We start from the raw sequence: 22,827 nt of genomic DNA on the forward strand, positions 1-22,827 counted from the left end.
TCGGGACCGCTAACCCAGGACCACGAGAACTGCGGGCGGCAGGGCGGCCAGGCCGGTGCAGAGCAGGGTGTTGACCACCACGTTGTCCCGGAAGACCGCCAGGAACTCGCGGATCACCGCGCTGGGCCAGTAGTAGCCCGCGGTGTGCGAACCGATCACGTGCCCGTCGACGCGTTCGGCCCGGGCCAGCATCGCGGCGCGGAACGCGTGGAAGCTGTTGGTGACGATCAGGCAGCGCGACCCCGGCTTGGTCCGCTGCATGATCTCCTTGCTGTACCGCAGGTTCTCCCGCGTGCTCGTCGAGGCGTCCTCCAGCACGATGTGCTGCTCGGGCACGCCGACGTCGATCAGGTAGTCGGCCATCGCGCGGGATTCGGCGACGTCCTCGCCCGGTCCGCGGCCGCCGGAGACGAGGATGTCCGCGCCGCGGCCACCGGATTCCCGCAACCGCCGGGCGAGGTCGAGCCGGCTGGCCAGCAGGGGCGGAACGGTCGAACCGAGCAGTCCGGACCCCAGCACCACGATGAAGTCCACGTTGCGGCGGGCGGGGATCCGGTCGTAGACGAGCGCGTACCCGACGAAGCAGGTGAACAGGAACGAGATGTAGCCGAGCACCAGACCCAGCGACAGCGCCAGCACGACCATCCCGACCGAGCCCGCCGCGATCGCCACGTAGACGAAGGCGACGTAACCGAACATGCCCATCCCGGCCAGCAGGGACAGCAGGTTGCTCAACCGCTTGCCCTCGCGGCGGAGCATGGTGATCCCGTTCACCACCAGGAACACCGCCAGCCCCGCGCACAGCAGCGGGATCGGCACGATCAGCAGCACCAGCAGGAGCCCGCCCAGCAGTGCCGATTCGGCGCGCACCTCGACGAGCAGCGCGAGCACGCCGAACCCGATGGTCAGCGCCAGGAACACGCCGTTGCGCAGCAACCGGCGTTCGAGGGCGAAGCTGACCAGGAAGCAGAGCGCGAAGAAACCCGCGATGATCACGAACAGGGACACGCCGCGCAGGCTAGCCGATCGCCGCGGCGCCCCGTGCGGGCCACCTCTCGGGCACCGCGCGAGCACTGTCCACTCAGGACTAGGACTGGTTCGGGGCCGGCGCGCACTCCGCGGGATCCCGGCCGAAGACCTCGTCCTCGCGGTCCGCACCGCGGATCGGGACCTCGCGCAGGAGGTGCACCGCTCCGGCCGCGACCCGGTAGGTCCGGAGGCCGCCGTCGAAGGTGCCCTGCTCGTTGCGCGCGGCGGACACGGCGTCGAGCACCGCGCCGGCGCCGCGGCCGGTGCAGCCGTAGGTGGACACGGCCCCCGCTCCCCCGCCTTCCGGGAGGCGCCACAGCTCGTCATCGGCCCCGCGCAGCGGGACCAGCCCGTGCTCGGGCGAGTGGGCCCACGCGGTGCGGGTGATCGTGTTGGCGCCCACCGACTCCGGCACGAGCACCTCGGCGCGGCCGTCGCCGTTCACGTCCACCGGCACCGGTGGCGTTCCGCGCGCGTTGCCGGGCACCTCGACGTCCAGCACCTCCTCGGCCATCCCGGCCCGCAGCAGCATCGTGGACTCCGAGACCTGCACCAGGCTCACCGCGTCCGGCCGACCGTCGCCGTCCAGGTCGGCGTGCACCGCGGGCTGCTGGGCCGCAGCGGGTGCCGCGGTGGCCAGCGCCAGCGCGGCCGCGGTGAGTCCGACGATTCCGGTCCGCTCCATGTCTCCTCCGGTGGTTCGGGCCCGGTGCGTCCCGGGCGGGCTTCCCCCTGGAAGACGTACCGGACCCGGCACCGGTTGCCCGGAGCGCCGGACACGTGCGGTCAGGACGCGGCGACCGGCTCCTGACCGGCGAACGGGATGCTGCCCGCATGCGGGACTTCCACCTCGCCCGCCGCCGGATGCCGCCACAGGCCCTTCTTCTCCAGCAGCGGCAGGACGCCCTCGCCGAACCAGTACGCCTCCTCCAGGTGCGGGTGCCCGGACAGCACGAACTCCTCGATGCCCACCGCGTGGTACTCCTGGATGCGCTCGGCGACTTCGGCGTGGCTGCCGACCAGCGCGGTGCCCGCACCACCGCGGACCAGACCGACGCCGGCCCACAGGTTCGGCGAGACCTCCAGGTCCGCGGTGGATCCACCGTGCAGGCCGAGCATCCGCCGCTGGCCCTCGGATTCGCTGCGCCCCAACCCTTCCTGCACCTGCTCGATGAGCGCGGGGTCCAGCGCGTCCAGCAGCCGCTGCGCTTCGGCCCACGCCTGCTGCGCGGTGTCCCGGCTGATCACGTGCAACCGGATGCCGAACCGGATCTCCCGCCCCTGCTCGGCGGCCAGTCCCCGGATCCAGCGCACCTTCTCCGCGACCTGCTGCGGCGGCTCGCCCCAGGTCAGATAGACGTCCACGTGCTGGGCCGCGACCCGCCCCGCCGCGGCCGAGGAACCGCCGAAGTACACCGGCGGGACCGGATCGGGGGTGCGCTGCAGTTCCGCACCGCTGACCGTGATGTGCGCGCCGTCGTGGTCGACCCGCTCCCCGGTCCACAGCCGGCGCACGACGTCGAGGAACTCGTCGCAGCGCGCGTAGCGCTGCTCCTTGTCCAGGAAATCCCCGTACGCCTGCTGTTCCCGGCTCTCCCCGCCGGTGACCACGTTGAGCAGCAGCCGCTTGCCGGAATGCCGCTGGAAGGTCGCCGCCATCTGGGCGGCCAGGGTCGGCGACAGCAGTCCCGGGCGGAACGCCACCAGGAACTTCAACCGCTCGGTCACCTCGGTCAGCATCGCCGTGGACAGCCAGGCGTCCTCGCACCACGCGCCGGTGGGGGTGAGCGCGCCGACGAAGCCGAGCTGCTCGGCGCTGCGGGCGATCTGGCCCAGGTAGCCCAGGGTTGCGGGTCGCTGCCCGCCCGCAGCGGTGGTGGGCAGCCCGTGCCCACCGCCGACGAGGTAGCGGCTGTCGCCGTAGGTGGGCAGGAACCAGTGGAATTGCAGGGACATGGTGCTTCCTTTCCAGGTGTCGGAAGGCGGCTGCGCGCTGCGGTCGGGAGGTGCGGCAGGCGCGGCCGCCGGGGCTCACGCCGTGCGGCCGAGCACCGCGTCGTGCGGGACGCCGTCCAGTGCCTTGTCGAACTGGGCGAGCACGTCCTGCAGCGGGACCGCGCTCTCCGCGCTGATCTCGACCCGGTCGGCGGTGATCGTGAGGTGCTTGTCCAGCAGGAAGAAGCTCTGCACGACATGCCGGGCACCGAGCGAGTGCACCACCGGCCGCAACCCGTAGTCGAGGGCCAGCACGTGCGCGGTGCTGCCACCGGTGGCCAGCGGGAGCACGGCCTTGCCGCCGAACCCGAACTGCGGGAGCAGGTCCAGGAACGTCTTGAGCAACCCGGAGTACGCCGCCTTGTACACCGGAGTAGCCAGCACGATGCCGTCGGCCGCGGCCACCTGCTGCACGGCCGCGGCGACCTCCGGATCGTCGGTATCCGCGCCCAGCAGGGGCTCGGCGGGCAACGCGCGCAGCCTGAGCTGCTCGGCCGCGCGGCCGGATTCGGTGATGCGGCGGGTCAGTTCGGCACCGACCCGTTCGGTCTTGGAGGTGCGAGAGGGACTTCCGGAGATGACCAGCACGTCGGACACTTCAGCGCTCCTGTTCTCTCGGGCGAACGGCGGTGGTTCAGCCGATCGCCGACAACTGCTGCTCGTAGCGGCGGTCGACGTAGTCCTCGAAGCGGAACCGGGTCGGCAGCACCCGCGCATCGAGGAACGCTCGGGCGAGCTGCTGCTGCGAGCGGACGAGTTCCCCGTCCATCGGCACGGGCAACCGGTGCCTGCGTTCGGCCGCCCGCCGGGTGACCTCGATCGGCAGACCGGTGTCCGCCGCCCACTCGCGGGCCCGCTCCTCCGGGTTGGCCGTGTTGTGCTGTTCGGCGCGGGCGATGCGGGCGACGAAGTCGGCGATGGCGGCGTTCTTGCGCGGGTCGCCGAGCGATTCCACCGCGGCCACGGTGAACTCGTAGCCGTTGGCGGTGCCCCGCCCGTCGGCGAGCACCCGCACGTCGGCCTCCAGTTCGGCCTGGGCGGTGTAGGGGTCCCAGACCGCCCAGGCGTCCACCTGGCCCTGGGTGAACGCGGAGAACGCCTCGGCGGGCTGCATGAACGACAGGTCGACGTCGTCCGGTTCGAGCCCGGCCCGAGACAGCATGTTGAGCACGTTGCCGTGCGCCGAGCTGCCCTTGGCCAGGGCGACCGTCTTGCCGCGCAGGTCTTGCACCGAGCGCAGCGGTGATCCGGCGGGCACCAGCAGCGCATCGGTGGCCGAGTTCTGCTCGCTGGCCGAGACGGCCTTGATCTTCGCGCTCGCCGCGGCACCGAACAGCGGCGGCGTGTTGCCCACGCCACCGACGTCGACCGCGCCCGCGGACACGGCTTCCACCAGCGGCGGCCCGGAGGTGAACGTCGACCACTCGATCTCGTACGGGGTGTCCAGCAAGCCCGCCGCGGCCAGCATGGACCGCTGGTTGCCCTTCTGGTCGCCGACCTGCAGCACCACGTCGGAGAGCTGCTCGGCCGGCACCGGCGGCGGCACCGGCGCGCGGGTGGGACCGGTGGTGACCTCGCCGCACGCGGTCAGCGCGAGGGCACCGACCAGCGCTGCGGCGATGCGCGGGACGTTGTCACGCAGCACCGGTGCTCACCCCCAGGTCGGAGAGCACCTGGGCGCGCAGGTCCGCGGTGGCCCCGCCCGCCGGGCGGTGGTGCTCGGCCGCGATGCGCCCGCCTTCCAGCACCAGGGTGCGATCGGCCAACGCGAGGGCTTCGTCCACGTCGTGCGTCACCAGCAGCACGGTCGGTCCGTGTTCGCGCCACAGGGTTCCGACGAGATCGTGCATGGACAGCCGGGTCAACGCGTCCAGGGCGCCGAAGGGTTCGTCCAGCAGCAGCAGATCGGGTTCGCGCACCAGGGCCCGGGCCAGCGAGACCCGCTGGGCTTCCCCGCCGGACAGGGTCAGCGGCCAGGAGTCGATGTGCCCGCCGAGGCCGACCTCCGCCAGGGCGCTGCGGGCGATCTCGTCGCGGTTCGGCCGGTTGAGCCCGAGCCGGATGTTGTCGCCGACCGTGCGCCAGGGCAGCAGCCGCGGTTCCTGGAAGGCCACGGACACCGCCTCGGGCACCTCGACGGCACCGTCGACGTCGGTGTCCAGCCCGGCCAGTACGCGCAGCAGCGTTGATTTGCCGGATCCGCTGCGGCCCAGCAGCGCCACGAACTCGCCCGCCCCGACGGACAGGTCGAGCCCGTCCAGGACCGCGCGCCCGTGGAAGCGCTTGACCAGACCGCGGACGTTCACCGGGTTCGCGTCTCGGGCCGCCACCGCAGCGCCCTCCTCTCCAGCCGCCGCACCAGCGCGTCGGTGATCAGGCCCAGGGCCGCGTAGATCAGTAGGCCGACGACGATGATGTCGGTGCGCAGGAACTCCCGCGCGTTGTTGATCATGTATCCGATGCCGTTCTCGGTGTTGACCTGCTCGCTGATGATCAGCGACAGCCAGGCGATGCCGAGCCCTTGGCGCAAGCCGATGAGCGTGCCGGGCAGCGCGCTGGGCAGCACCACGTGTCGGATCCGCTCGGTCCGGGTGAACCCGAGCACGCGGGAGGCTTCCAGCAGCTTCGGGTCGACCCCGCGGATCGCGCCGTGCACGTTGAGGTACAGCGGGAACACGACGCCCATCGCGACCAGCGCGATCTTGGGCGCCTCGCCGATGCCGAACCAGAGGATGAACAGCGGGACCAGCCCGAGGTGCGGCAGCGTGCGCAGCATCTGCAGCGGTGGGTCCAGCAGGTCGTCGCCCCACCGGCCGAGCCCGGCACACAGCCCAGCGCCGATCCCGATGAGCACGCCGATGGCCAGCCCGGCGAGCACGCGGCTGAGCGAGACGCCCAGGTGCGAGCCGAGCTCGCCGGTCAGCGCCAGCTCCCAGGCCGAACGCAGGATCACGTCCGGGGCGGCCAGCTTGTCCGGCGGCAGGACGCCGGTCCCGCTGGCCAGCTGCCAGACCACCAGGATCACCACCGGGCTGATCCAGCGGCGCAGGTTGCGGGGGCGCCATCGCCGGCCCGCGCGGACCTCCGACCCCGGCGCGCGGGGCCGCTCGGCGGCGGGCGCGTCGGGGGCAACGGACAGGGACATGGGATCGCCACCTCCTACGAGGCGCTTTGAAAACAAAGTCGATCGGGACAGTACAGTTTCATCCCGCCGCACGAACACCATCTCTCACGCACTAGGAACACACGTTCGTGCGCAGCGCACATCCGATTCGGCGACGGCCGCGCAACCCCCGATCCACCCCCGTCCTACGCACTGGAACGTCGTTGACCGACGCCCGCAAATCTGTACCGTCTCTATCGACTTTGTCGGAAAGCCGGGTCGGCCGGCACCCACGATGCGCAGGAAGAAGAACCACCCGATGGTCACGTTGATCCTCGTAGCAATCGCCGGATTCGTCGCGCAGCTCGTCGACGGTTCCCTGGGCATGGCGTTCGGGGTGACCGCCACCACCGGGTTGCTGGCGGTCGGCACCGCGCCCGCCGTCGCCTCCGCCTCGGTGCACCTCGCCGAGATCGGCACCGCCACCGCCTCCGGCATCTCGCACTGGCGGATGGGCAACGTCGACTGGCCCGTGGTGCGCTGGCTGGCCGTCCCCGGGACCATCGGCGGGTTCCTCGGCGCGACCTTCCTGGCCTGGCTGTCCACCGATGCGGCCGAACCCGTGATGTCCACGCTGCTCATCGCGCTCGGCCTGTACGTCCTGCTGCGCTTCACGCTCTGGACCACCCCGGTCCGCCCGCGCGGCATCACCAAGTCCGGGCGCCGCTGGCTGCTGCCGCTGGGGCTGACCGCCGGGTTCGTGGACGCCACCGGTGGTGGCGGTTGGGGCCCGGTCTCGACCACGACCTTGCTCAGCAGCGGTCGGCTCTCCCCGCGCCGCACGGTCGGTTCGGTGGACACCAGCGAGCTCCCGGTCTCGCTGGGCGCCAGCGTCGGCTTCCTCTACGCCCTCGGCGGCGAGGCGCTGTCCGCGACGGTCGTCGGCGGCCTGCTCATCGGCGGCGTGCTGGCGGCGCCGCTGGCCGCCTACCTGGTCCGGATCCTGCCCGCGCGAGTGATCGGCACCGGGGCAGGCGGGCTGATCGTGCTGACCAACCTGCAGGCGGTGCTGGACGCCGTCGGCGTTCCCGGACCGGCCCGCCTCGCGACCTCCGGGGTGCTGGCCGCCGGCTGGGTGGCGGCCGTGGTGTGGGCGGTGCGCACATCGATCGCCGAGCGCCGCGCGGCCCCGGACGAGGACGCCGAGCCCGCGGACGCGCACGAACCCGCGGGCGCCTGACGCCGGCCGCCCGGCGCCCCTGCCGCAGACCGCCTCCGGCCGCATACTCGCGGCCGGAGGCGGTCTGTTCGAGCAACCGAGGGGGACGCCCGATGTGCGCCTTGCGGACGGAAACCGTGGTGGCCGGCTTCGACGGGACCGAGGAGTCCCGCCGCGCTGTCTGGTGGGCGGCGGACGAAGCGCTCACCCGCGGGCAGCCGCTGCTGCTGGTGCACGCGTTCAGCATGCCGCTGGAAGAACTCACCCGGGTGCACCTGCCCACCGAGGAGTTCGCCTACGAGCCCGTCCGCGCGGCCGCCGAGCAGGCGGTGGTCGGGATGGCCGAGCAATGCAGGCGGACGCTGCCGGGGCTCGACGTCAGCACCAGCACGCACCTCGGACACCCGGCTTCGGTGCTCATCGATGCCGCCGTGGACGCCAGCGTGCTCGTGCTGGGCGCCCCGGAGCTCAGCCGGTTGCGCCGCGTCCTGCTCGGTTCCACGGCCGCCGAGGTGGTCCGCACGGCGCACGTGCCGGTCGTCGTGGTGCGCGGGGAACCGGCCGAGCGGGACGCGCCGCGCGCCGACCGGATCGTGGTCGGCGTGGACGGCTCGCCCACCAGCAGCCGTGCGACCGGTTTCGCCTACGACTACGCCTTCCGGCACGGCGCCGAGCTCACCGCGCTGCTGGCCTACACCGAGCATCCGCCCGATGCGCTGCCGCCCGATCGCGGCTGGACGGTGGACGCCGACGACGCCGAAGCCTCCCGCCGGGCGCTGTCCGAGGCGGTGGCCGGCTGGGCCGAGCGCTATCCGGACGTCTCGGCCCGGCACGACGTGACCACCGCCGGGCGCCCCGCCGAGGCGCTCATCGACGCCGCCGAGGGCGCCGATCTGCTCGTGGTGGGCACCCGGGGACGCGGTCCGCTGCGCACGACGCTGCTCGGCTCGGTCAGCCACGCCGTCGTGCACTACGCGCCCGTTCCGGTCGCCGTGGTGCGCTGAACCGCGCCCTGCACTGCGAATCCCGTGCCGCAGCACGTCTTTCGCGCTGCTTCGTTCCCGAAAACCGCGCTGTTGACCGCGGATCACCGCCTTGGTAAGAACGTGCGGAGGCGGCGGCTTCCCGGGAGGCGAAGTGGAACTCACCGCGTACACCGACGACGTGCTGCCGCGCACCGGCGAGGCGACGCTGATCGCCCGGGTGCACGATCCGGGCGCGGGCGGCCCGTGCGTGGGTGCGGTGCGCGAGGACCACGTCGTCGACCTGACACCGATCTGCCCCACCGTCAGCGATCTGCTGGAACGCGGCGACGCCGCCGAACTCGCCGGCTGCGCACGGACGTCGCGGAGCTGGCCGCTAGCCGACCTGCTCGGCGGCACGCTGCGCGGCGACCGGTCCGCGCCGCGGCTGCTGGCCCCGGTGGACCTGCAGGTGCTCAAGGCGGCGGGGGTGACCTTCGCCCGGTCGATGCTGGAACGCGTGGTGGAGGAGCGCGCCGCCGGCGACCCGCGGCAGGCCGAACGACTGCGGGCCGAACTCGCCGACCTGCTCGGCGGCAGCCTCTCCGGTGTGCGCCCCGGCTCGGAGCAGGCCGAGCAGGTCAAGCAGGCGCTTCTCGAACGCGGGATGTGGTCGCAGTACCTGGAAGTCGGCATCGGCCCCGACCCGGAGGTCTTCACCAAGGCACCGGTGTTGTCCGCGGTGGGCACGGGTGCGCAGATCGGCGTGCTGGCCCGTTCAGCGTGGAACAACCCGGAACCGGAGCTGGTGGTGGTGGCCGACTCCCGGGGACGACCGGTGGGCGCCTCGCTGGCCAACGACGTCAACCTGCGCGACTTCGAGGGCCGCAGCGCGCTGCTGCTGACCGAGGCCAAGGACAACAACGCCTCCTGCGCCCTCGGGCCGTTCCTGCGGCTGTTCGACGAGCGGTTCGGCCTGGACGAGGCCGCCGGCGCCGAAGTGCGGTTGCGCATCACCGGCACCGACGGGTTCCAGCTGGAGGCGGTCAGCCGGGTCGGCGAGATCAGCAGGCATCCGCGCGAACTGCTCGGCCACGTGCACGGACGCCACCACGCCTACCCGGACGGGTTCGCGCTGCTGACCGGCACCATGTTCGCCCCGACCGAGGACCGGGACGCGCCGGGGCAGGGCTTCACCCACCACCGCGGGGACGTGGTGGCCATCTCGGCGCCCGAGCTGGGCTGCCTGGTCAACGAAGTCACCAGCGCGGAGGACGCGCCCGACTGGTCGTTCGGCATCCGGGACCTGATGCACAACCTCGCCGCGCGCGGGCTGCTCTGACCGGAACCGGTCAGCCCGCCGCGCCGACGGCGGTTCCGGTGCTCAGGCCGTGCGCGCGAGTGCCCAGCCGGTAGCCGGGTGCTCCGTGCTCGATCCAGTCCAGCTCGACGAGCTGGACGAGGATCCGGAACACTGTGGAGCGCGGCAGGCCCGAGTCGCGGGTGACCTCGGCCAGCGTCAACCAGCTCGTCCGCCCCGGGAAGACGTCCAGGATCAGCGTCATCCGCTCGACCACCGAAGGCGGTCGGCGGGTCCCGCCGGCGCGCAGTCCGTTCGCCGCAGTCATGACACCTGCCTCCCGGTTCGCTCCCCCGAGCGGACAATGCCTTCTCTGAAAACCTAGCACTTGCTCGGTGTCCGGAAAAAGGACTGCACAGCGGGTAATTCGTTGACACCGACGTTCATCTCGGGTTACCTGGACTATGCCTGCTAGGCATATGCGCACCCGGACGGCCGCAGCGACGCGACCGTCCCCGCACCCGGGAGGCCGGCGAGTGCACCGGACACCGACCGCACGACCCCGCTCGCCACGGACCGCGTCAGCCCCTGCGTCGCAGATCCCCCGGACTCCGCCGCGCGGCCCGCGCCCGGCGCCGCGCGCTGCCGCGCTTGGCCGCCACCCGGTCGAGATCGGCCAGCATGCCGTCGATCCGGTCGCGCTCCTGCTCGTAGTACCGCTCCGACCAGCGCAGCACCATTTCCGGGTAGGCCCAACCGGGTTCGCGGGACGCGCCCTCGGCATCGGCACCGGCCGCCGCGCGCAACTCCTCGGCGTGCCCGCGGTGCTCCAGGAGCATCGCCCGCAGTTCGGCCGGATCACCGAGGTGACCCAGCCACATCCGCAGCATCACGCCGTGCTTGAGCACCGCCGGTTCCACCGGGGATTCGCCCGCCCACGCCGCCGCGGCCTTCTCGCCTTCCGCCGTGATGGAGTACAGCCGCTTGCCCCGGACCTCGTCGCGCTCCACGACCCGCGATGTCGCGTACCCGTGCACCTCAAGCCGGCGCAGCTCGGTGTAGATCTGGCTGTAGGACGGGGCCCAGTAGAAGAAGCGCAGGCTCCAGTCCGCCCACTTCTTGAGGTCGTACCCGGACAGCTCCTCGCCGAAGGACAGCAGTCCGAGCACGGCCCAGCTCGTCGTCCGCAGGTCCGGCAGCGGCGCGGGGTTCTCATCGTCGGCCATGCGCGCACGATACCCCCGAAGCACCGCACCGCCGGAGCACCGGATTCCGGAATTCACCTGTATGCCAACGGATCCCCATTGGAGGCGCGATGTTCGACGACGAGATCGCCCGGTTCCTGGAGGTGTTGGACCGGGGCTTTCCCCCGGTGCACGAGATGACTCCGCAGCAAGCGCGGGAAGCGGTGTCCGCGCGGCGCGCCGACCGAGCCCCCGAACCGGTGCACGAGGTGACCGAGCATCAGCTGTCCACACCGGACGACGGACCGCTGCTGCGGGTGTACCGACCGCACGGCGAACCGGGCGCACCGGCGGTGGTCTTCTGCCACGGCGGCGGATTCGTGCTCTGCGATCTGGATTCGCACGACGCCTTCTGCCGCTGGCTGTGCCGGACCTGCTCGGTCGTCGTGGTCTCGGTCGGCTACCGGCGCGCTCCCGAGCATCCCGCCCCGGCCGCCGCCGAGGACGCCTACCGGGCGCTGCGGTGGACGGCGGAAGAATGCGCGGGCATCGACGCCGACCGGATCGCGGTGGCCGGGGATAGCGCGGGCGGCAACCTCGCGGCGGTGAGCTGCCTGTTGGCCCGCGAGCGTTCCGGTCCGCGTCCGGCCGGCCAGGTGCTGCTCTACCCGATGATCGACCCGAACTGCGACACCGCCAGCCAGCACCGCTACGCCACCGGCCACTTCACCACCCGAGCCGCCCTGCGCTGGTACTGGCACCAGTACCTCGGCACCGCCGCACCGCCCGAACCGCAGTGCGCGGTGGCGCCGATGCGCGCCGCGCAGCACACCGGATTGCCGCCGGCGGTCGTGGTCACCGCCGGGCTCGATCCGCTCAGCGACGAAGGCCGCGCCTACGCCGCGACCTTGCGCGCCGCCGGTGTCCCGCTGGTGCACCGGCACCACCCGGACCTGTTCCACGGTTTCGCCACCGTCGAGGGCTTGGACGCCGCCTCCTGCGCGCGCGAGCTGCTGGCCGCCGATGTGCGCGATCTGTTCGACCGGCGAACCGCGGAGGTGGTCGCATGACCGGCGCCGACACCGACATCCTCATCATCGGCGCGGGTTTCTCCGGGTTGCGCGCGATGCACGCCGCGACCCGGGCCGGCCTGTCGGCGACCGGTGTCGAGTCCGGGCGCGGCGTCGGCGGGACCTGGTACTGGAACCGCTACCCGGGTGCGCGCTGCGATGTGGAGAGCATCGACTACTCGTACTCCTTCGACCCGCAGCTGCAGGACGAGTGGGAGTGGAGCGAGCGCTACGCGACCCAGCCGGAGATCCTGGCCTACCTGGAACACGTCGCCGACCGCTACGACCTGCGCCGCCGCTTCGAGTTCGGCACCACGGTGCTGGCTGCGTCCTTCGACGGGGTGCGCTGGTCGGTGCGCACCGACGGCGACCGGGAGTACCGCCCGCGATTCCTGTTGTGCGCAACGGGAAGCCTGTCCATACCGTCGGTTCCGGATCTGCCCGGCCTCGACGGTTTCGCCGGGCGGACGCTGCTCACCGCTCGGTGGCCCGCGGAGGAGGTCTCGTTCCGCGGCGAGCGGGTGGGGGTGATCGGCACCGGGTCCAGCGGGATCCAGTCGATCCCGCTCATCGCCGAGCAGGCCGCCGAACTCACCGTGTTCCAGCGCACCGCCAACTACAGCGTCCCGGCCGACAACCGGCCGTTCAGTCCCGCGGAACGCGCCGAGATCCGGCGGATGTACCCGCGGCGCCGCGCCGATTCGGCCTACAGCCCGGCGGGAACCCCGCACGAGGCCTACCCGGCCGATGCGCTGGCGATCGACCAGCGGGAACGGGACAGCGCCTTCCAGGAGCGCTGGTCGGCGGGCGGGGTGCTGTTCGGCAAGACGTTCCCCCGGCAGACCACCGACGAGCGGGTCAACGCGCTGGCCCGGGAGTTCGCCGAGACCAAGATCCGGGCGACGGTGCGCGATCCGCGGGTGGCCGCGGACCTCGTACCGGACGACCACCCCATCGGGACCAAGCGCATCTGCACCGACTCCGGCTACTACGAGACCTTCAACCGCGACCACGTCCGGCTGGTCAACCTGCGCCGCGAACCGCTGGAGGCGGTCACGCCGACCGGGGTACGGACCGCGGCCGGGGACTACGAACTGGATTCGCTCGTGCTGGCAACGGGTTTCGACGCGATGACCGGCGCGCTGCGGCGGATCGACCTGCGCGGCCCGCGCGGCGACCGGCTGCAGGAGGCGTGGACGGGCGGACCCGTGAGCTACCTCGGCCTCGCCGTGCCCGGACTGCCGAACCTGTTCTACCTCACCGGGCCGGGCAGTCCGTCCGTGCTGGTGAACATGGTCACCGCCGCCGAGCAGCAGGTCGACTGGCTGGTCGGGCTGGTTCGGCACTGCCTGGACGAGGGCATCGACGAGGTGGAGGCCCGCGCCGACGCGGCGCAGCGCTGGACGCGGCACGTGGACGAGGTCGCCGAGCGGACCCTGTTCCCGCAGGCGGCCTCCTGGTACACGGGCGCGAACGTGCCGGGCAAGCAGCGCCGGTTCATGCCGTACCTGGGCGGTTTCGGCGCCTACCGCCGAGCGTGCGAGCAGGTCAGCGCCGAGGGGTACCCGGGATTCGTGCTCACCTCGCGGGGTGCCCGGTGACCCCCGGGCCGCTGGTCGACCTGACCGGGAAGGTCGCGCTGATCACCGGTGCGGCGCGCGGGCAGGGCGCGGCCGAGGCGGAGCTGTTCGGCGAACTCGGCGCGCAGGTGGTACTCACCGATCAGGATCCGGCGGGCGCCGCCCTCGCCGACCGGCTGGGCGGGAGCTTCCACGAGCTGGACGTCGCCGCGGAGCAGGACTGGGACCGGGTGGTGCGGCGTGTGCTCGCCACGCACGGACGGATCGACGTCCTGGTCAACAACGCGGGCATCTACCGCACGGGGTCGCTGGGCGACTGGGCGGAACCGGACCTGCGTCGGTTGCTGGACATCAACCTGCTCGGACCGATCCTGGGCATGCGCGCGGTGCTGCCCGCGTTTCCCGCGGCCGGCGGGGCGATCGTCAACGTCGCGTCGATCTCCGGGCTGCGCGGGCACGGCGGCGCCCTGCCGTACGCCTCGTCGAAGTGGGGACTGCGCGGTGCGAGCCGCTCGGCCGCCCGCGAGTACGCGGACCGGCACGTGCGGGTCAACTGCGTGTGCCCGGGTTCGGTGGACACGCCGATGATCGACGCCGCCGCGCTGGACCTCGCGCACCTGCCGATCCCCCGCAGCGGGGAGCCCGGCGAGGTCGCCGGCCTGGTCGCGTTCCTGGCCAGCGACGCCGCCGCCTACTGCACCGGTGCCGACTTCGTCGTGGACGGCGGGGCGACCGCCTGAGACGTCAGCGGAACATCGCCGCGAGGTCGCCGGGCAGCTGGGCGATCGTCGTCTCGACCTGCCTGCGCGGCGCCCACTCGCGGATGGTGTGCAGCACGGCCTTGACCTCGGTCTCCACCTCGTCCTCGTCCACCGAGCCGATCTCGCCGCTGACCTTGTCCAGGAACTCGTGCGCGTCGAACCGCTGCGCCTTGCCGGAGTGCCGGGTCAGCGATGGCTCCAGGTTCTCCGGCAGGCCGGATCCGAGCTCCTCGGCCTGGCGTGCGGTGAGCCGCTCGCCCAGCGCGGAAACCGTGGCCCGGCAAGCGCGTTCGGCGTCCGCCGTGGACTTCAGATCAGCTTGGGCCTGGACGTCGCGGACGAAGCTCCGCATTTCGGCGTCCGGGGAATCCGGGAAGGTCATGACGCCTCCAACTCCCACGTTCGGCTGCGTCCCGCGAAGCCGGTGCGCGGCGCTCCGCCGGTGCCTGCACGGCCCGCCCCGCCTACCCGGCACGCGCACCGGGTACACCTGGAGGGCGCACGCACCGGTCAACCGTGCGCGGTCACCGGCATCGGGATCTCGAAGTGCACGGCCGGACTGTACCGCGGATCGGTGCGCCCGTCGTGGACCTCCTTGCCGATACCGCGCCAAAACGGTTCCGCGCCCTCGATCGCGGTGTTGGTGTGCAGGTAGATCGACTCGTAGCCGGGGGCCTGCGCGATGAACCGGCAGGCCATGTCCACCAGGGTGCGGGCCAGCCCGTTGCGCCGGTGCTCCGGGCGCACGTACACGCGGAAGATCTGCGCCGTGCTGCCGGACGGGTAGCGCTCGGTCAGCCACGGGGGGTGCGGCGGGCTCTTCGGCCCGTCCGCGCGCACGGCGGCGGTACCGACGATCTCCCCGGCGCGCTCGGCCACGAACAGCTCCTGGCGCGGATCGTCGAAGTACGCGCCCTGCATGTCGATCACGTCGCGGTGCCAGTCGGCGACGTAACCGTGCCCCATCACCTGGTAGAAGGTGTCGAACATGACCGACCGCGCGCCGTCCGCGTCCGCCGGTCCGGCGACCCGCACCACGTACTCGCCAACGGCGCATTCCTCGATCACGGCCACAGTTGCCTCCCGGCTGTGTTGCAAGCGGTGTGCTGTTGAGCAGATTCTGCAACAGGACCATCGGCGGCACCGCGCGGGGACCGCGGGGCGCGCCGGCGCACGACGAAAGCCGGTGCCCCCGCGGTTCCCACGTTCCGCGGAGGCACCGGCTCGCTGCCCGCGCCCGGCCGCACCGGGAGTGAGTGGTGCGGCCGGGCACGGAACCTCGGTCGAGGTGGTCAGCCCAGGGTGGGCCGGACCTCCTTCGTCGCCGTGATCATGTTGCGCAGCGCGGTTTCCACCTCGGCGTAGCCGCGGGTCTTGAGCCCGCAGTCCGGGTTGACCCACAGCCGCTCGGCGGGCACCGCGGCCAGCGCCGCCCGCAGCAGGTCGGTGATCTCGGCCGCCTCCGGCACGCGCGGCGAGTGGATGTCGTAGACACCCGGCCCGACGCCGCGGCCGAAGCCCACCTCGTTGAGGTCGTCGAGGACCTCCATCCGGGAGCGGGCGGCCTCGATGCTGGTGACGTCCGCATCGAGGTCGACGATCGCGTTGATCACGTCACCGAACTCGGAGTAGCACAGGTGGGTGTGGATCTGCGTGGCGTCCGCGATCCCGGCCGTGGCCAGCCGGAAGGACTCCACCGCCCACTCCAGGTACTCCTTGTGCTGCACCGCGCGCAGCGGGAGCAGCTCGCGCAGTGCCGGCTCGTCGACCTGCACCACGCCGATGCCCGCTGCCTCCAGGTCGTGCACCTCGTCGCGGATGGCCATGGCCACCTGCTTGGCGGTGTCGGCCATCGGTTGGTCGTCGCGGACGAACGACCAGGACAGGATGGTCACCGGGCCGGTGAGCATGCCCTTGACCGGCTTGCCGGTCAGCCCCTGCGCGTAGGTGGCCCAGTCGACCGTGATGGCCTTGGGCCGGGACACGTCGCCGAACAGGATCGGCGGGCGCACGCAGCGCGAGCCGTAGGACTGCACCCACCCGTTGGCCGTGCTGACGAAGCCCTCCATGTACTCGGAGAAGTACTGGACCATGTCGTTGCGCTCGGGCTCGCCGTGCACCAGCACGTCCAGGCCGAGGTCCTCCTGCAGGCGGATGACCCGCTCGATCTCGTCGCGCATCCGCTGCTTGTAGGTGGCCTGGTCGATGCTGCCGTTGGTCAGCGCGGCGCGGGCCTTGCGGACGTCGGTCGTCTGCGGGAACGAGCCGATCGTCGTGGTGGGCAGCTTCGGCAGACCCAGCGCGTCCTCCTGGGCCTTCTTCCGCGTCCCGTACTCGCTGCGGCGAGCGTCCTGCGGCTTCAACGCCCCGATGCGGTCGCGGACCGCGCTGTTGTGCGTGCGCTCGGCACCGGCGCGGTCGGCCACCGCGGCCCGCGCGGCGGCGAGCTCCTTCGACACGGCGTCCTGCCCCTGGGCCAGCGCCTTGCCCAGGGTCACGACCTCGTCGACCTTCTGCGCCGCGAAGGCCAGCCAGGACTTGACCTGCGGGTCGATGGCGGTCTCCGCCTCGACGTCGTAGGGCACGTGCAGCAGCGAGCACGAGGTCCCCACGGAGACCTCACGCGCCGAGCCGAGCAGGGTGGCCGCGGTGGCCAGCGCCTTGTCCAGGTCGGTGCGCCAGATGTTGCGGCCGTCCACGAGGCCCGCGACCAGTTCCTTGTCCTTGAGGCCCTGGGTGCTGGTCAGGCGGTCGACCGAGGAGCCGCCGGCGACGAGGTCCACGGACAGCGCCTCGACCGGGGAGGCCCCGAGCACGCCCAGCGCCTCGCCGAGGTCACCGAAGTAGCCCGCTACCAGCAGCTTCGGCCGCTTCGCCAGCGAACCCAGCTTCTGGTAAGCGCTCTTCAGCGCGTCCAGCTCCGCGGCGGAACGGTCGGCGGCGAAGGCCGGCTCGTCCAGCTGGACCCACTCCGCGCCGGCCTTGTTCAGCTCGGCCAGCAGCTCGGCGTAGACGTCCACCAACTCGTCGAGCTTGTCCAGCGGCTCGAAGCCCTCCGGGGCTCCCTCGGCCGGCTTGGACAGCAGCAGGAAGGTCAGCGGGCCGACCAGCACCGGACGGGTCGTGACGCCGAGGTCAGCGGCCTCGCGGAACGACTCGACCGGGGTGCGGTCGGCGATCGAGAACGTCGTGTCCGGGCCGATTTCCGGAACGAGGTAGTGGTAGTTCGTATCGAACCACTTCGTCATCTCCAGCGGCGGCGTGGATTCCACACCGCGGGCCATGGCGAAGTAGGTGTCCAGGGTGTTCAGGCCCAGTTTGCGGTACCGGTCCGGCACGGCGCCGAAGGTGACCGCGGTGTCCAGCACCTGGTCGTAGTAGGAGAAGGTGTTGCCGGGAACCGAATCCAGGCCTGCGTCCCGCAGCTGCTTCCAGGTGTCGGTCCGCAGCCGGCGCGCCACCTCCCGCAGTTCGTCGGCACTGCTCTTGGACGCCCAGTAGCTTTCCAGGGCTCGCTTGAGCTCCCGCTTCGGACCGATCCGGGGGTAGCCAAGTACGGTTGAACCGATCTTGCTGGTCAACGCTCTCTCCTCGCGAGCTCGACAACAGAGTTCGCCGAAGTCGAGGGGCGGAGCGGCCAGCGGGTACCCACGGCGGACGCACGACTGCGCGCCGGGGCGGCTCGTCCGGCCAGGTCCTCCCTCGGAACCTCGGACCAGCGCGCACCGACCGGGTGCGCGCACCGGTGGCAGGTCTTCGGACTCGCGGGCTCTTCCGGCCGTGCCGGGGTCCCTACTCACCGCCGCTTCCCAGACCCGTGGGCCCAGTGCTCACCCGGTCGTCATCGACCGGTGACGGATTTCGTTCCCGCTCACCGCTGCGGGGCAGTCCCGGATTCGCACCGGGTTCCCTCTTGCCTCGTCCGCCCCGGTCACGGGTTTCCCCGAGCACCGAGCGGCCGAACCACCAGCCCCTGGAACGTTACTCACCGGTGACGCGTTGGCAAGGGTTGACGGTCTGCGCGGCGGCCTGCGGGCGGCCCGCGGCACCCGGTCGTACCCCGCCTCAACTCGGCGTTCGCGGGCATGCCCGAACGTTGATGAGATCCCGGACACAACCGGCGCGCAGAGCCCTTCCGGCCCCACCTCGGCGCGGTCGAGCCGCCAGACCAGAGCGGAGAGCGCAGGGGTTCGCGCGACCTCAGTGGATCCGCACCCCACCGGAGGCCACAGCACGCAACGGATCAATAACGCATCGAGAAAACGGTCGAGCGGCGGTGGCGCTCCGGGGCACCATCCACAAACGTACAAATCGTTGCAGACGGTATAATACCGCGGCAACGTTGCTATCGAGCAGGAAGGAGACGGGCGCCATCGCCGAACGTCGGCGCCCGGATGTTGTGCTCACCGATACATCGAAAGACGACGAGACAGCCGGATCAAACAGCGCGTTAGATCCCGAAAAACCCGAGAAGCTGGTCGACAAGCCCGGCCGCACCGATTGGACCGTCTTCGGTGTCGCTGCCGTCCTGGCCACGGCATTCATCCTCTGGGGATTGATCGGCACCGAATCACTGCAATCTTTCGCGGAAACCGCGCTCGAACACCTCGTCCGCGATGGCGGATGGGTATTCATCATCGCTTCGACCGGTTTCGTGCTTTTCGGCGTCTGGCTGGCCTTCAGCCGTTTCGGCCGAATCCCACTGGGCAACGACGGCGAGCGCCCGGAATTCCGGACCACGTCGTGGATCGCGATGATGTTCGCCGCCGGCATGGGCATCGGCCTCATGTTCTACGGCGTCGCCGAACCGCTCCAGCACTTCACCGAGGCACCCCCCGGCAGCGCCTCCGTTCCAGGAAGCGAGGAAGCGCTCGGTACGGCGATGGCGACATCGCTCTTCCACTGGACCCTGCATCCGTGGGCCATCTACGCCGTCGTCGGGCTCGCCCTCGCTTACAGCAGCTACCGACGCGGTAGGCGACAGCTGCTGAGCTCGGCCTTCATCCCGCTCTTCGGCAAGCGCGCCGCGGAAGGCGCCGCGGGCAAGGTCATCGACATCCTGGCTGTCTTCGCGACCGTGTTCGGCACCGCTGCCTCGCTGGGAATCGGTGCCACGCAGATCGCCGCGGGACTGACCCAGGTCGGCTGGGTCGAGGCCATCAGCAACACCACGCTGGTGCTGATCATCACGGTGCTGATCTGCGCGTTCATCCTCTCGGCCGTGTCCGGTGTGTCCAAGGGCATCCAATGGCTGTCCAACAGCAACATGGTGCTCGCGCTACTGCTCGCCGTGTTCGTCTTCGTGGCGGGCCCAACGGTGTTCATCCTGGACATCATCCCCAACTCCGTCGGCTCCTACCTCAGCGATTTCGGCAGCATGATCTCGCGGACCGGTTCCACCGGCGGCGACGGGGCCGAAGAGTGGCTGAGCACCTGGACGATCTTCTACTGGGCGTGGTGGATCTCCTGGGCGCCCTTCGTGGGCATGTTCATCGCCCGGATCAGCCGGGGCCGCACCGTCCGCCAGTTCATCGGCGGCGTGCTGCTGGTGCCGAGCGTGATCAGCCTCATCTGGTTCTCGATCCTCGGCGGGACCGCGCTCTACGAGCAGCGGAGCGGAGCCGACCTCGCCGGGGCGGCCGGTGAGGAGGAACAGCTGTTCGGCATGTTCGACCAGCTACCGCTGGCCGGTATCGCCAGCGTCCTGGCGATGCTGCTGATCATCAACTTCTTCGTCACCAGCGCGGATTCGGCCTCCGTGGTCGTCGGGTCGCTGTCCCAGCAGGGCAGCGCGCGCCCGGCCAAGTGGATCGTGATCTTCTGGGGTGTCGTGATCGGTGGTGTGGCCATCTCGATGCTGCTCGCGGGTGGCGACGAAGCACTCCAGGGGCTGAACAACACGACGATCATCGCGGCTTCGCCGTTCGTCATCGTCGTCATCATGTTGTGCATGTCGCTGGTGAAGGACCTGCACAGCGACCCGATCATGCAGGTGGAGCGCAAGAGCGCCGAGGTCCTGGAGCAGGCGGTCATCTACGGCACGGAGGAGCACGACGGCGCCTTCCAGCTCGACGTCTCCCCCACCGAGGACACGCCCGACTCCGAGAGCGAGAACGCCTCGGCGGACGACGAATCCGGTTCGAGCGACGAGCAGTCGCCGTCGGCGCGCTGAACCCAGGCGCCTCAGCGAGGGCGGTGGAGCGGATGCTTCCGTTCCACCGCCCTCCTTCTTCGCACCGAGATCGGTTGCGCTGCCGGAACACCGGCAGCGGTGCAGAATCGGCGCATGCTGCAGCCGATCCGCACCCGCACCCGGATCACCGGGGTCGTGCAGGGCGTGGGATTCCGCCCCTTCGTGCACGCGCTGGCCGCCCGGCTCGGCGTCTCCGGGTTCGTGGGCAACGACGTACACGGCGTGTTCGTCGAAGCCGAGGCGCACCGCGACGTCCTGGACCGCTTCCACGCCGCGCTGCGCGAGCAGGCCCCTCCGCTGGCGGAGATCGACGAGCTCACCTCCAGCGAACTGCCCGCCACCGGCGCAACCGGGTTCACCATCGCCGGCAGCGACGCCACCGGCCGGGCCGGTGCGCTCGTCGCCGCGGACAGCGCCACCTGCGCGGACTGCCTCGCCGAGGTCGCTGACGCCGACGCGCGCAGATCCGGGTACGCGTTCACCAACTGCACCAACTGCGGCCCGCGGTTCACCATCGTCACCGGGATCCCCTACGACCGGCCGTCGACCACCATGGCGCCGTTCCCGATGTGCCCGGCGTGCGCTGCCGAGTACCACGATCCCGCCGACCGCCGGTTCCACGCCCAGCCGGTCTGCTGCCCGGACTGCGGACCGCGGCTGCGGCTCACCGACGCGTCCGGGGCCGGGCTCGGCCCCGAGCCGATCGCCGGTGCCGCCGAGCTGCTGCGCGCGGGATCCGTGCTGGCCGTCAAGGGACTCGGCGGCTATCACCTCGCCGTCGACGCCACCCGCGAGTCCGCGTGCGCCCTGCTGCGCGCGCGAAAGCACCGGGAGGACAAGGCATTCGCGGTGATGGCGGGTGATCTGACCGCCGCGCACGCGCTGTGCGAGATCGATGCGGCCGGCGCGGAGCTGCTCATCTCGCGCAGGCGGCCGATCGTGCTGCTGCCGCACCGCGCGGATTCGCCCGTGGCCGCCTCGGTCGCGCCGGGCAACCGCGAGCTCGGCCTGATGCTGCCCTACACCCCGCTGCACCGGCTGCTGCTCGACGCCACCGGCGCACCGATCGTGCTCACCAGCGGCAACCTCTCCGACGAGCCGATCGCCTACCGGGATGCCGACGCGTTCGACCGCCTCGCACCGATCGCGGACGCGTTCCTGACCCACGACCGCGACATCCGCACCCGCACCGACGATTCCGTCGTGCGCCCGCAGCCGCCCGGGCGCCGTGGCGCGATCCTGCTGCGCCGCTCGCGCGGGTACGTCCCGGAACCGCTCCGGGTGCCGTGGGAGTTCCCGGAGCCGGTGCTGGCCTGCGGCGGCGAGCTCAAGAACACCTTCTGCCTGGCCGAGGGGAACCGCGCGTTCCTGTCGCACCACATCGGCGACCTGGAGAACCTGGAGACGCTGCGCTCGTTCACCGACGGCATCGAGCATTTCCAGCGGCTCTTCGAGATCGAGCCGCAGCTGGTCGCGCACGATCTGCACCCGGAGTACCTGTCCACCAAGCACGCCCGCGGTCTGCCCGGTGCGCAGCTCGTCGGCGTGCAGCACCACCACGCGCACATCGCGTCCTGCCTGGCCGACAACGGGTCCCGCGGGCCGGTGATCGGCGTGGCCTTCGACGGCACGGGATATGGCACGGACGGCAGCATGTGGGGAGGCGAGTTCCTCATCGCCGACCTGGCCGGGTTCGACCGGGTCGGGCACCTGGAGCAGTTCCGGCTGCCCGGCGGTGCGGCGGCGATCCGGCACCCCTGGCGGACCGCGGCCGCCGTGCTACACGTGGCCTTCGACGGCGATCCGCCGCAGGACCTGGCGGTGCTGCGGCGCAACGCCGATACCTGGCCGACCGTGCAGACCCTGCTGCGCAGCGGGCTCAATTCCCCGGTCACCTCCAGCGCGGGGCGGTTGTTCGACGCGGTCGCGGCGATCACCGGGGTGCGCGATGCGGTCAGCTGCGAAGGCCAGGCCGCCGTGGAACTGGAGCAGGCCGCCGACCCGGCGCACCGCGGGACCTACCGCGTCCCGATCAACGGCAGCGACGTCCTGCGACCGGCGACCGCGGACCTCGTGCGCGGGGTGGTCGCCGACGTGCGATCCGGCGTCGCGCTCCCGGTGATCTCGGCGCGGTTCCACAACGGCATCGCGGACGCCATCACCGACACCTGCCTGCAGCTGAGCGAGCGCACCGGGATCGGCGAGATCGCGCTGTCCGGTGGGGTTTTCGCCAACCAGGTGTTGCTGCACCGCACCGTGCAGCGCCTGGCGGAATCCGGCCTGCAGGTGCTCACACACAGCCGGGTGCCCTGCAACGACGGCGGGCTGAGCTTGGGCCAGGCCGTGGTGGCGGGCGCACGCGGGTGACCCCGGCGAGGCGCCGGACCTGCGGCGGCGCCGAGGTAGCATCGCGCCGGAACCCACTCGGCGG

The 22,827-nt window shown here is 71.6% G+C and carries 20 protein-coding genes and 1 riboswitch; of the genes, 8 read left to right on the forward strand and 12 right to left on the reverse strand.

Annotated elements, in window-relative coordinates:
- Positions 1-9 precede the first annotated feature (9 nt).
- The 7 genes from IQ251_RS16235 to IQ251_RS19825 form a co-directional block, all read right to left on the reverse strand.
- Entirely contained in the window at positions 10-1,008 is a 999-nt protein-coding gene (locus IQ251_RS16235) for a YdcF family protein (RefSeq protein WP_370591442.1), read from the reverse strand.
- A gap of 79 nt (positions 1,009-1,087) precedes the next feature.
- On the reverse strand, positions 1,088-1,714 hold the full coding sequence (locus IQ251_RS16240) for an FG-GAP repeat domain-containing protein (RefSeq protein WP_228047178.1): 627 nt from the start codon (positions 1,712-1,714) through the stop codon (positions 1,088-1,090).
- Between the two features lie 101 nt (positions 1,715-1,815).
- Positions 1,816-2,985, reverse strand: coding sequence for an LLM class flavin-dependent oxidoreductase (locus IQ251_RS16245; protein ID WP_193929448.1), 1,170 nt, complete (start codon positions 2,983-2,985; stop codon positions 1,816-1,818).
- A gap of 75 nt (positions 2,986-3,060) precedes the next feature.
- Positions 3,061-3,621 (reverse strand): NADPH-dependent FMN reductase, encoded by a 561-nt coding sequence (ssuE, locus tag IQ251_RS16250; RefSeq protein WP_193929449.1) that lies wholly within the window; start codon positions 3,619-3,621, stop codon positions 3,061-3,063.
- A gap of 37 nt (positions 3,622-3,658) precedes the next feature.
- A complete protein-coding gene (locus tag IQ251_RS16255; protein WP_370591443.1) occupies positions 3,659-4,669 on the reverse strand; it encodes an ABC transporter substrate-binding protein in 1,011 nt (336 codons plus the stop codon).
- Positions 4,659-5,354 (reverse strand): ABC transporter ATP-binding protein, encoded by a 696-nt coding sequence (locus IQ251_RS19820; protein ID WP_370591444.1) that lies wholly within the window; start codon positions 5,352-5,354, stop codon positions 4,659-4,661. Before IQ251_RS19820 ends, IQ251_RS16255 begins: the two co-directional genes overlap by 11 nt.
- Positions 5,327-6,169 carry an ABC transporter permease gene (locus IQ251_RS19825; protein ID WP_228047180.1) on the reverse strand — a complete coding sequence of 281 codons (843 nt, stop codon included), beginning with the start codon at positions 6,167-6,169 and terminating at the stop codon, positions 5,327-5,329. The genes IQ251_RS19820 and IQ251_RS19825 overlap by 28 nt, the downstream gene beginning before the upstream one ends.
- Positions 6,170-6,422: 253 nt before the next feature.
- Here IQ251_RS19825 and IQ251_RS16265 point away from each other — a divergent pair, with 253 nt between their 5' ends.
- From IQ251_RS16265 to IQ251_RS16275, 3 genes are all read left to right on the forward strand, one after another.
- Positions 6,423-7,367: a sulfite exporter TauE/SafE family protein gene (locus IQ251_RS16265; RefSeq protein WP_370591445.1), complete on the forward strand. Its 945-nt coding sequence runs from the start codon at positions 6,423-6,425 to the stop codon at positions 7,365-7,367.
- Between the two features lie 92 nt (positions 7,368-7,459).
- Complete coding sequence (locus IQ251_RS16270) at positions 7,460-8,350, forward strand: universal stress protein (RefSeq protein ID WP_193929450.1); 891 nt, start codon at positions 7,460-7,462, stop codon at positions 8,348-8,350.
- 133 nt (positions 8,351-8,483) lie between these two features.
- Positions 8,484-9,650 carry a fumarylacetoacetate hydrolase family protein gene (locus IQ251_RS16275; RefSeq protein WP_193929451.1) on the forward strand — a complete coding sequence of 389 codons (1,167 nt, stop codon included), beginning with the start codon at positions 8,484-8,486 and terminating at the stop codon, positions 9,648-9,650.
- Between the two features lie 10 nt (positions 9,651-9,660).
- On the opposite strand, the gene IQ251_RS16280 is transcribed toward IQ251_RS16275, so the two are convergent.
- Entirely contained in the window at positions 9,661-9,936 is a 276-nt protein-coding gene (locus IQ251_RS16280; protein WP_193929452.1) for a helix-turn-helix domain-containing protein, read from the reverse strand.
- A 253-nt stretch (positions 9,937-10,189) separates the two neighbouring features.
- On the reverse strand, positions 10,190-10,834 hold the full coding sequence (locus tag IQ251_RS16285) for a PadR family transcriptional regulator (protein WP_193929453.1): 645 nt from the start codon (positions 10,832-10,834) through the stop codon (positions 10,190-10,192).
- Between the two features lie 89 nt (positions 10,835-10,923).
- Between IQ251_RS16285 and IQ251_RS16290 the strand changes: the two genes are divergently transcribed.
- From IQ251_RS16290 to IQ251_RS16300, 3 genes are read left to right on the forward strand one after another with little or no spacing between them, the layout of a single operon-like run.
- Positions 10,924-11,862: an alpha/beta hydrolase gene (locus IQ251_RS16290; RefSeq protein ID WP_193929454.1), complete on the forward strand. Its 939-nt coding sequence runs from the start codon at positions 10,924-10,926 to the stop codon at positions 11,860-11,862.
- Positions 11,859-13,463 (forward strand): flavin-containing monooxygenase, encoded by a 1,605-nt coding sequence (locus IQ251_RS16295; RefSeq protein ID WP_193929455.1) that lies wholly within the window; start codon positions 11,859-11,861, stop codon positions 13,461-13,463. The genes IQ251_RS16290 and IQ251_RS16295 overlap by 4 nt, the downstream gene beginning before the upstream one ends.
- The gene (locus IQ251_RS16300) at positions 13,460-14,182 is read left to right on the forward strand and encodes an SDR family NAD(P)-dependent oxidoreductase (protein WP_370591446.1); all 723 of its coding nucleotides are present in this window, start codon (positions 13,460-13,462) and stop codon (positions 14,180-14,182) included. The genes IQ251_RS16295 and IQ251_RS16300 overlap by 4 nt, the downstream gene beginning before the upstream one ends.
- Positions 14,183-14,186: 4 nt before the next feature.
- On the opposite strand, the gene IQ251_RS16305 is transcribed toward IQ251_RS16300, so the two are convergent.
- The 3 genes from IQ251_RS16305 to metE form a co-directional block, all read right to left on the reverse strand.
- The gene (locus tag IQ251_RS16305; RefSeq protein ID WP_193929456.1) at positions 14,187-14,585 is read right to left on the reverse strand and encodes a DUF2267 domain-containing protein; all 399 of its coding nucleotides are present in this window, start codon (positions 14,583-14,585) and stop codon (positions 14,187-14,189) included.
- Positions 14,586-14,713: 128 nt separating this feature from the next.
- Positions 14,714-15,277 carry a GNAT family N-acetyltransferase gene (locus IQ251_RS16310; protein ID WP_370591447.1) on the reverse strand — a complete coding sequence of 188 codons (564 nt, stop codon included), beginning with the start codon at positions 15,275-15,277 and terminating at the stop codon, positions 14,714-14,716.
- 218 nt (positions 15,278-15,495) lie between these two features.
- Positions 15,496-17,784: a 5-methyltetrahydropteroyltriglutamate--homocysteine S-methyltransferase gene (gene metE, locus IQ251_RS16315; RefSeq protein WP_193929457.1), complete on the reverse strand. Its 2,289-nt coding sequence runs from the start codon at positions 17,782-17,784 to the stop codon at positions 15,496-15,498.
- A gap of 149 nt (positions 17,785-17,933) precedes the next feature.
- A riboswitch (cobalamin riboswitch) is annotated at positions 17,934-18,186 on the reverse strand.
- A 359-nt stretch (positions 18,187-18,545) separates the two neighbouring features.
- Between metE and IQ251_RS16320 the strand changes: the two genes are divergently transcribed.
- The gene (locus IQ251_RS16320; RefSeq protein ID WP_370591448.1) at positions 18,546-20,375 is read left to right on the forward strand and encodes a BCCT family transporter; all 1,830 of its coding nucleotides are present in this window, start codon (positions 18,546-18,548) and stop codon (positions 20,373-20,375) included.
- 114 nt (positions 20,376-20,489) lie between these two features.
- Entirely contained in the window at positions 20,490-22,763 is a 2,274-nt protein-coding gene (gene hypF, locus IQ251_RS16325) for a carbamoyltransferase HypF (protein ID WP_193929458.1), read from the forward strand.
- Positions 22,764-22,827: the final 64 nt, after the last annotated feature.

Origin of the sequence: Saccharopolyspora montiporae (assembly GCF_015209505.1) — a bacterium.
Classification (GTDB): domain Bacteria; phylum Actinomycetota; class Actinomycetes; order Mycobacteriales; family Pseudonocardiaceae; genus Saccharopolyspora; species Saccharopolyspora montiporae.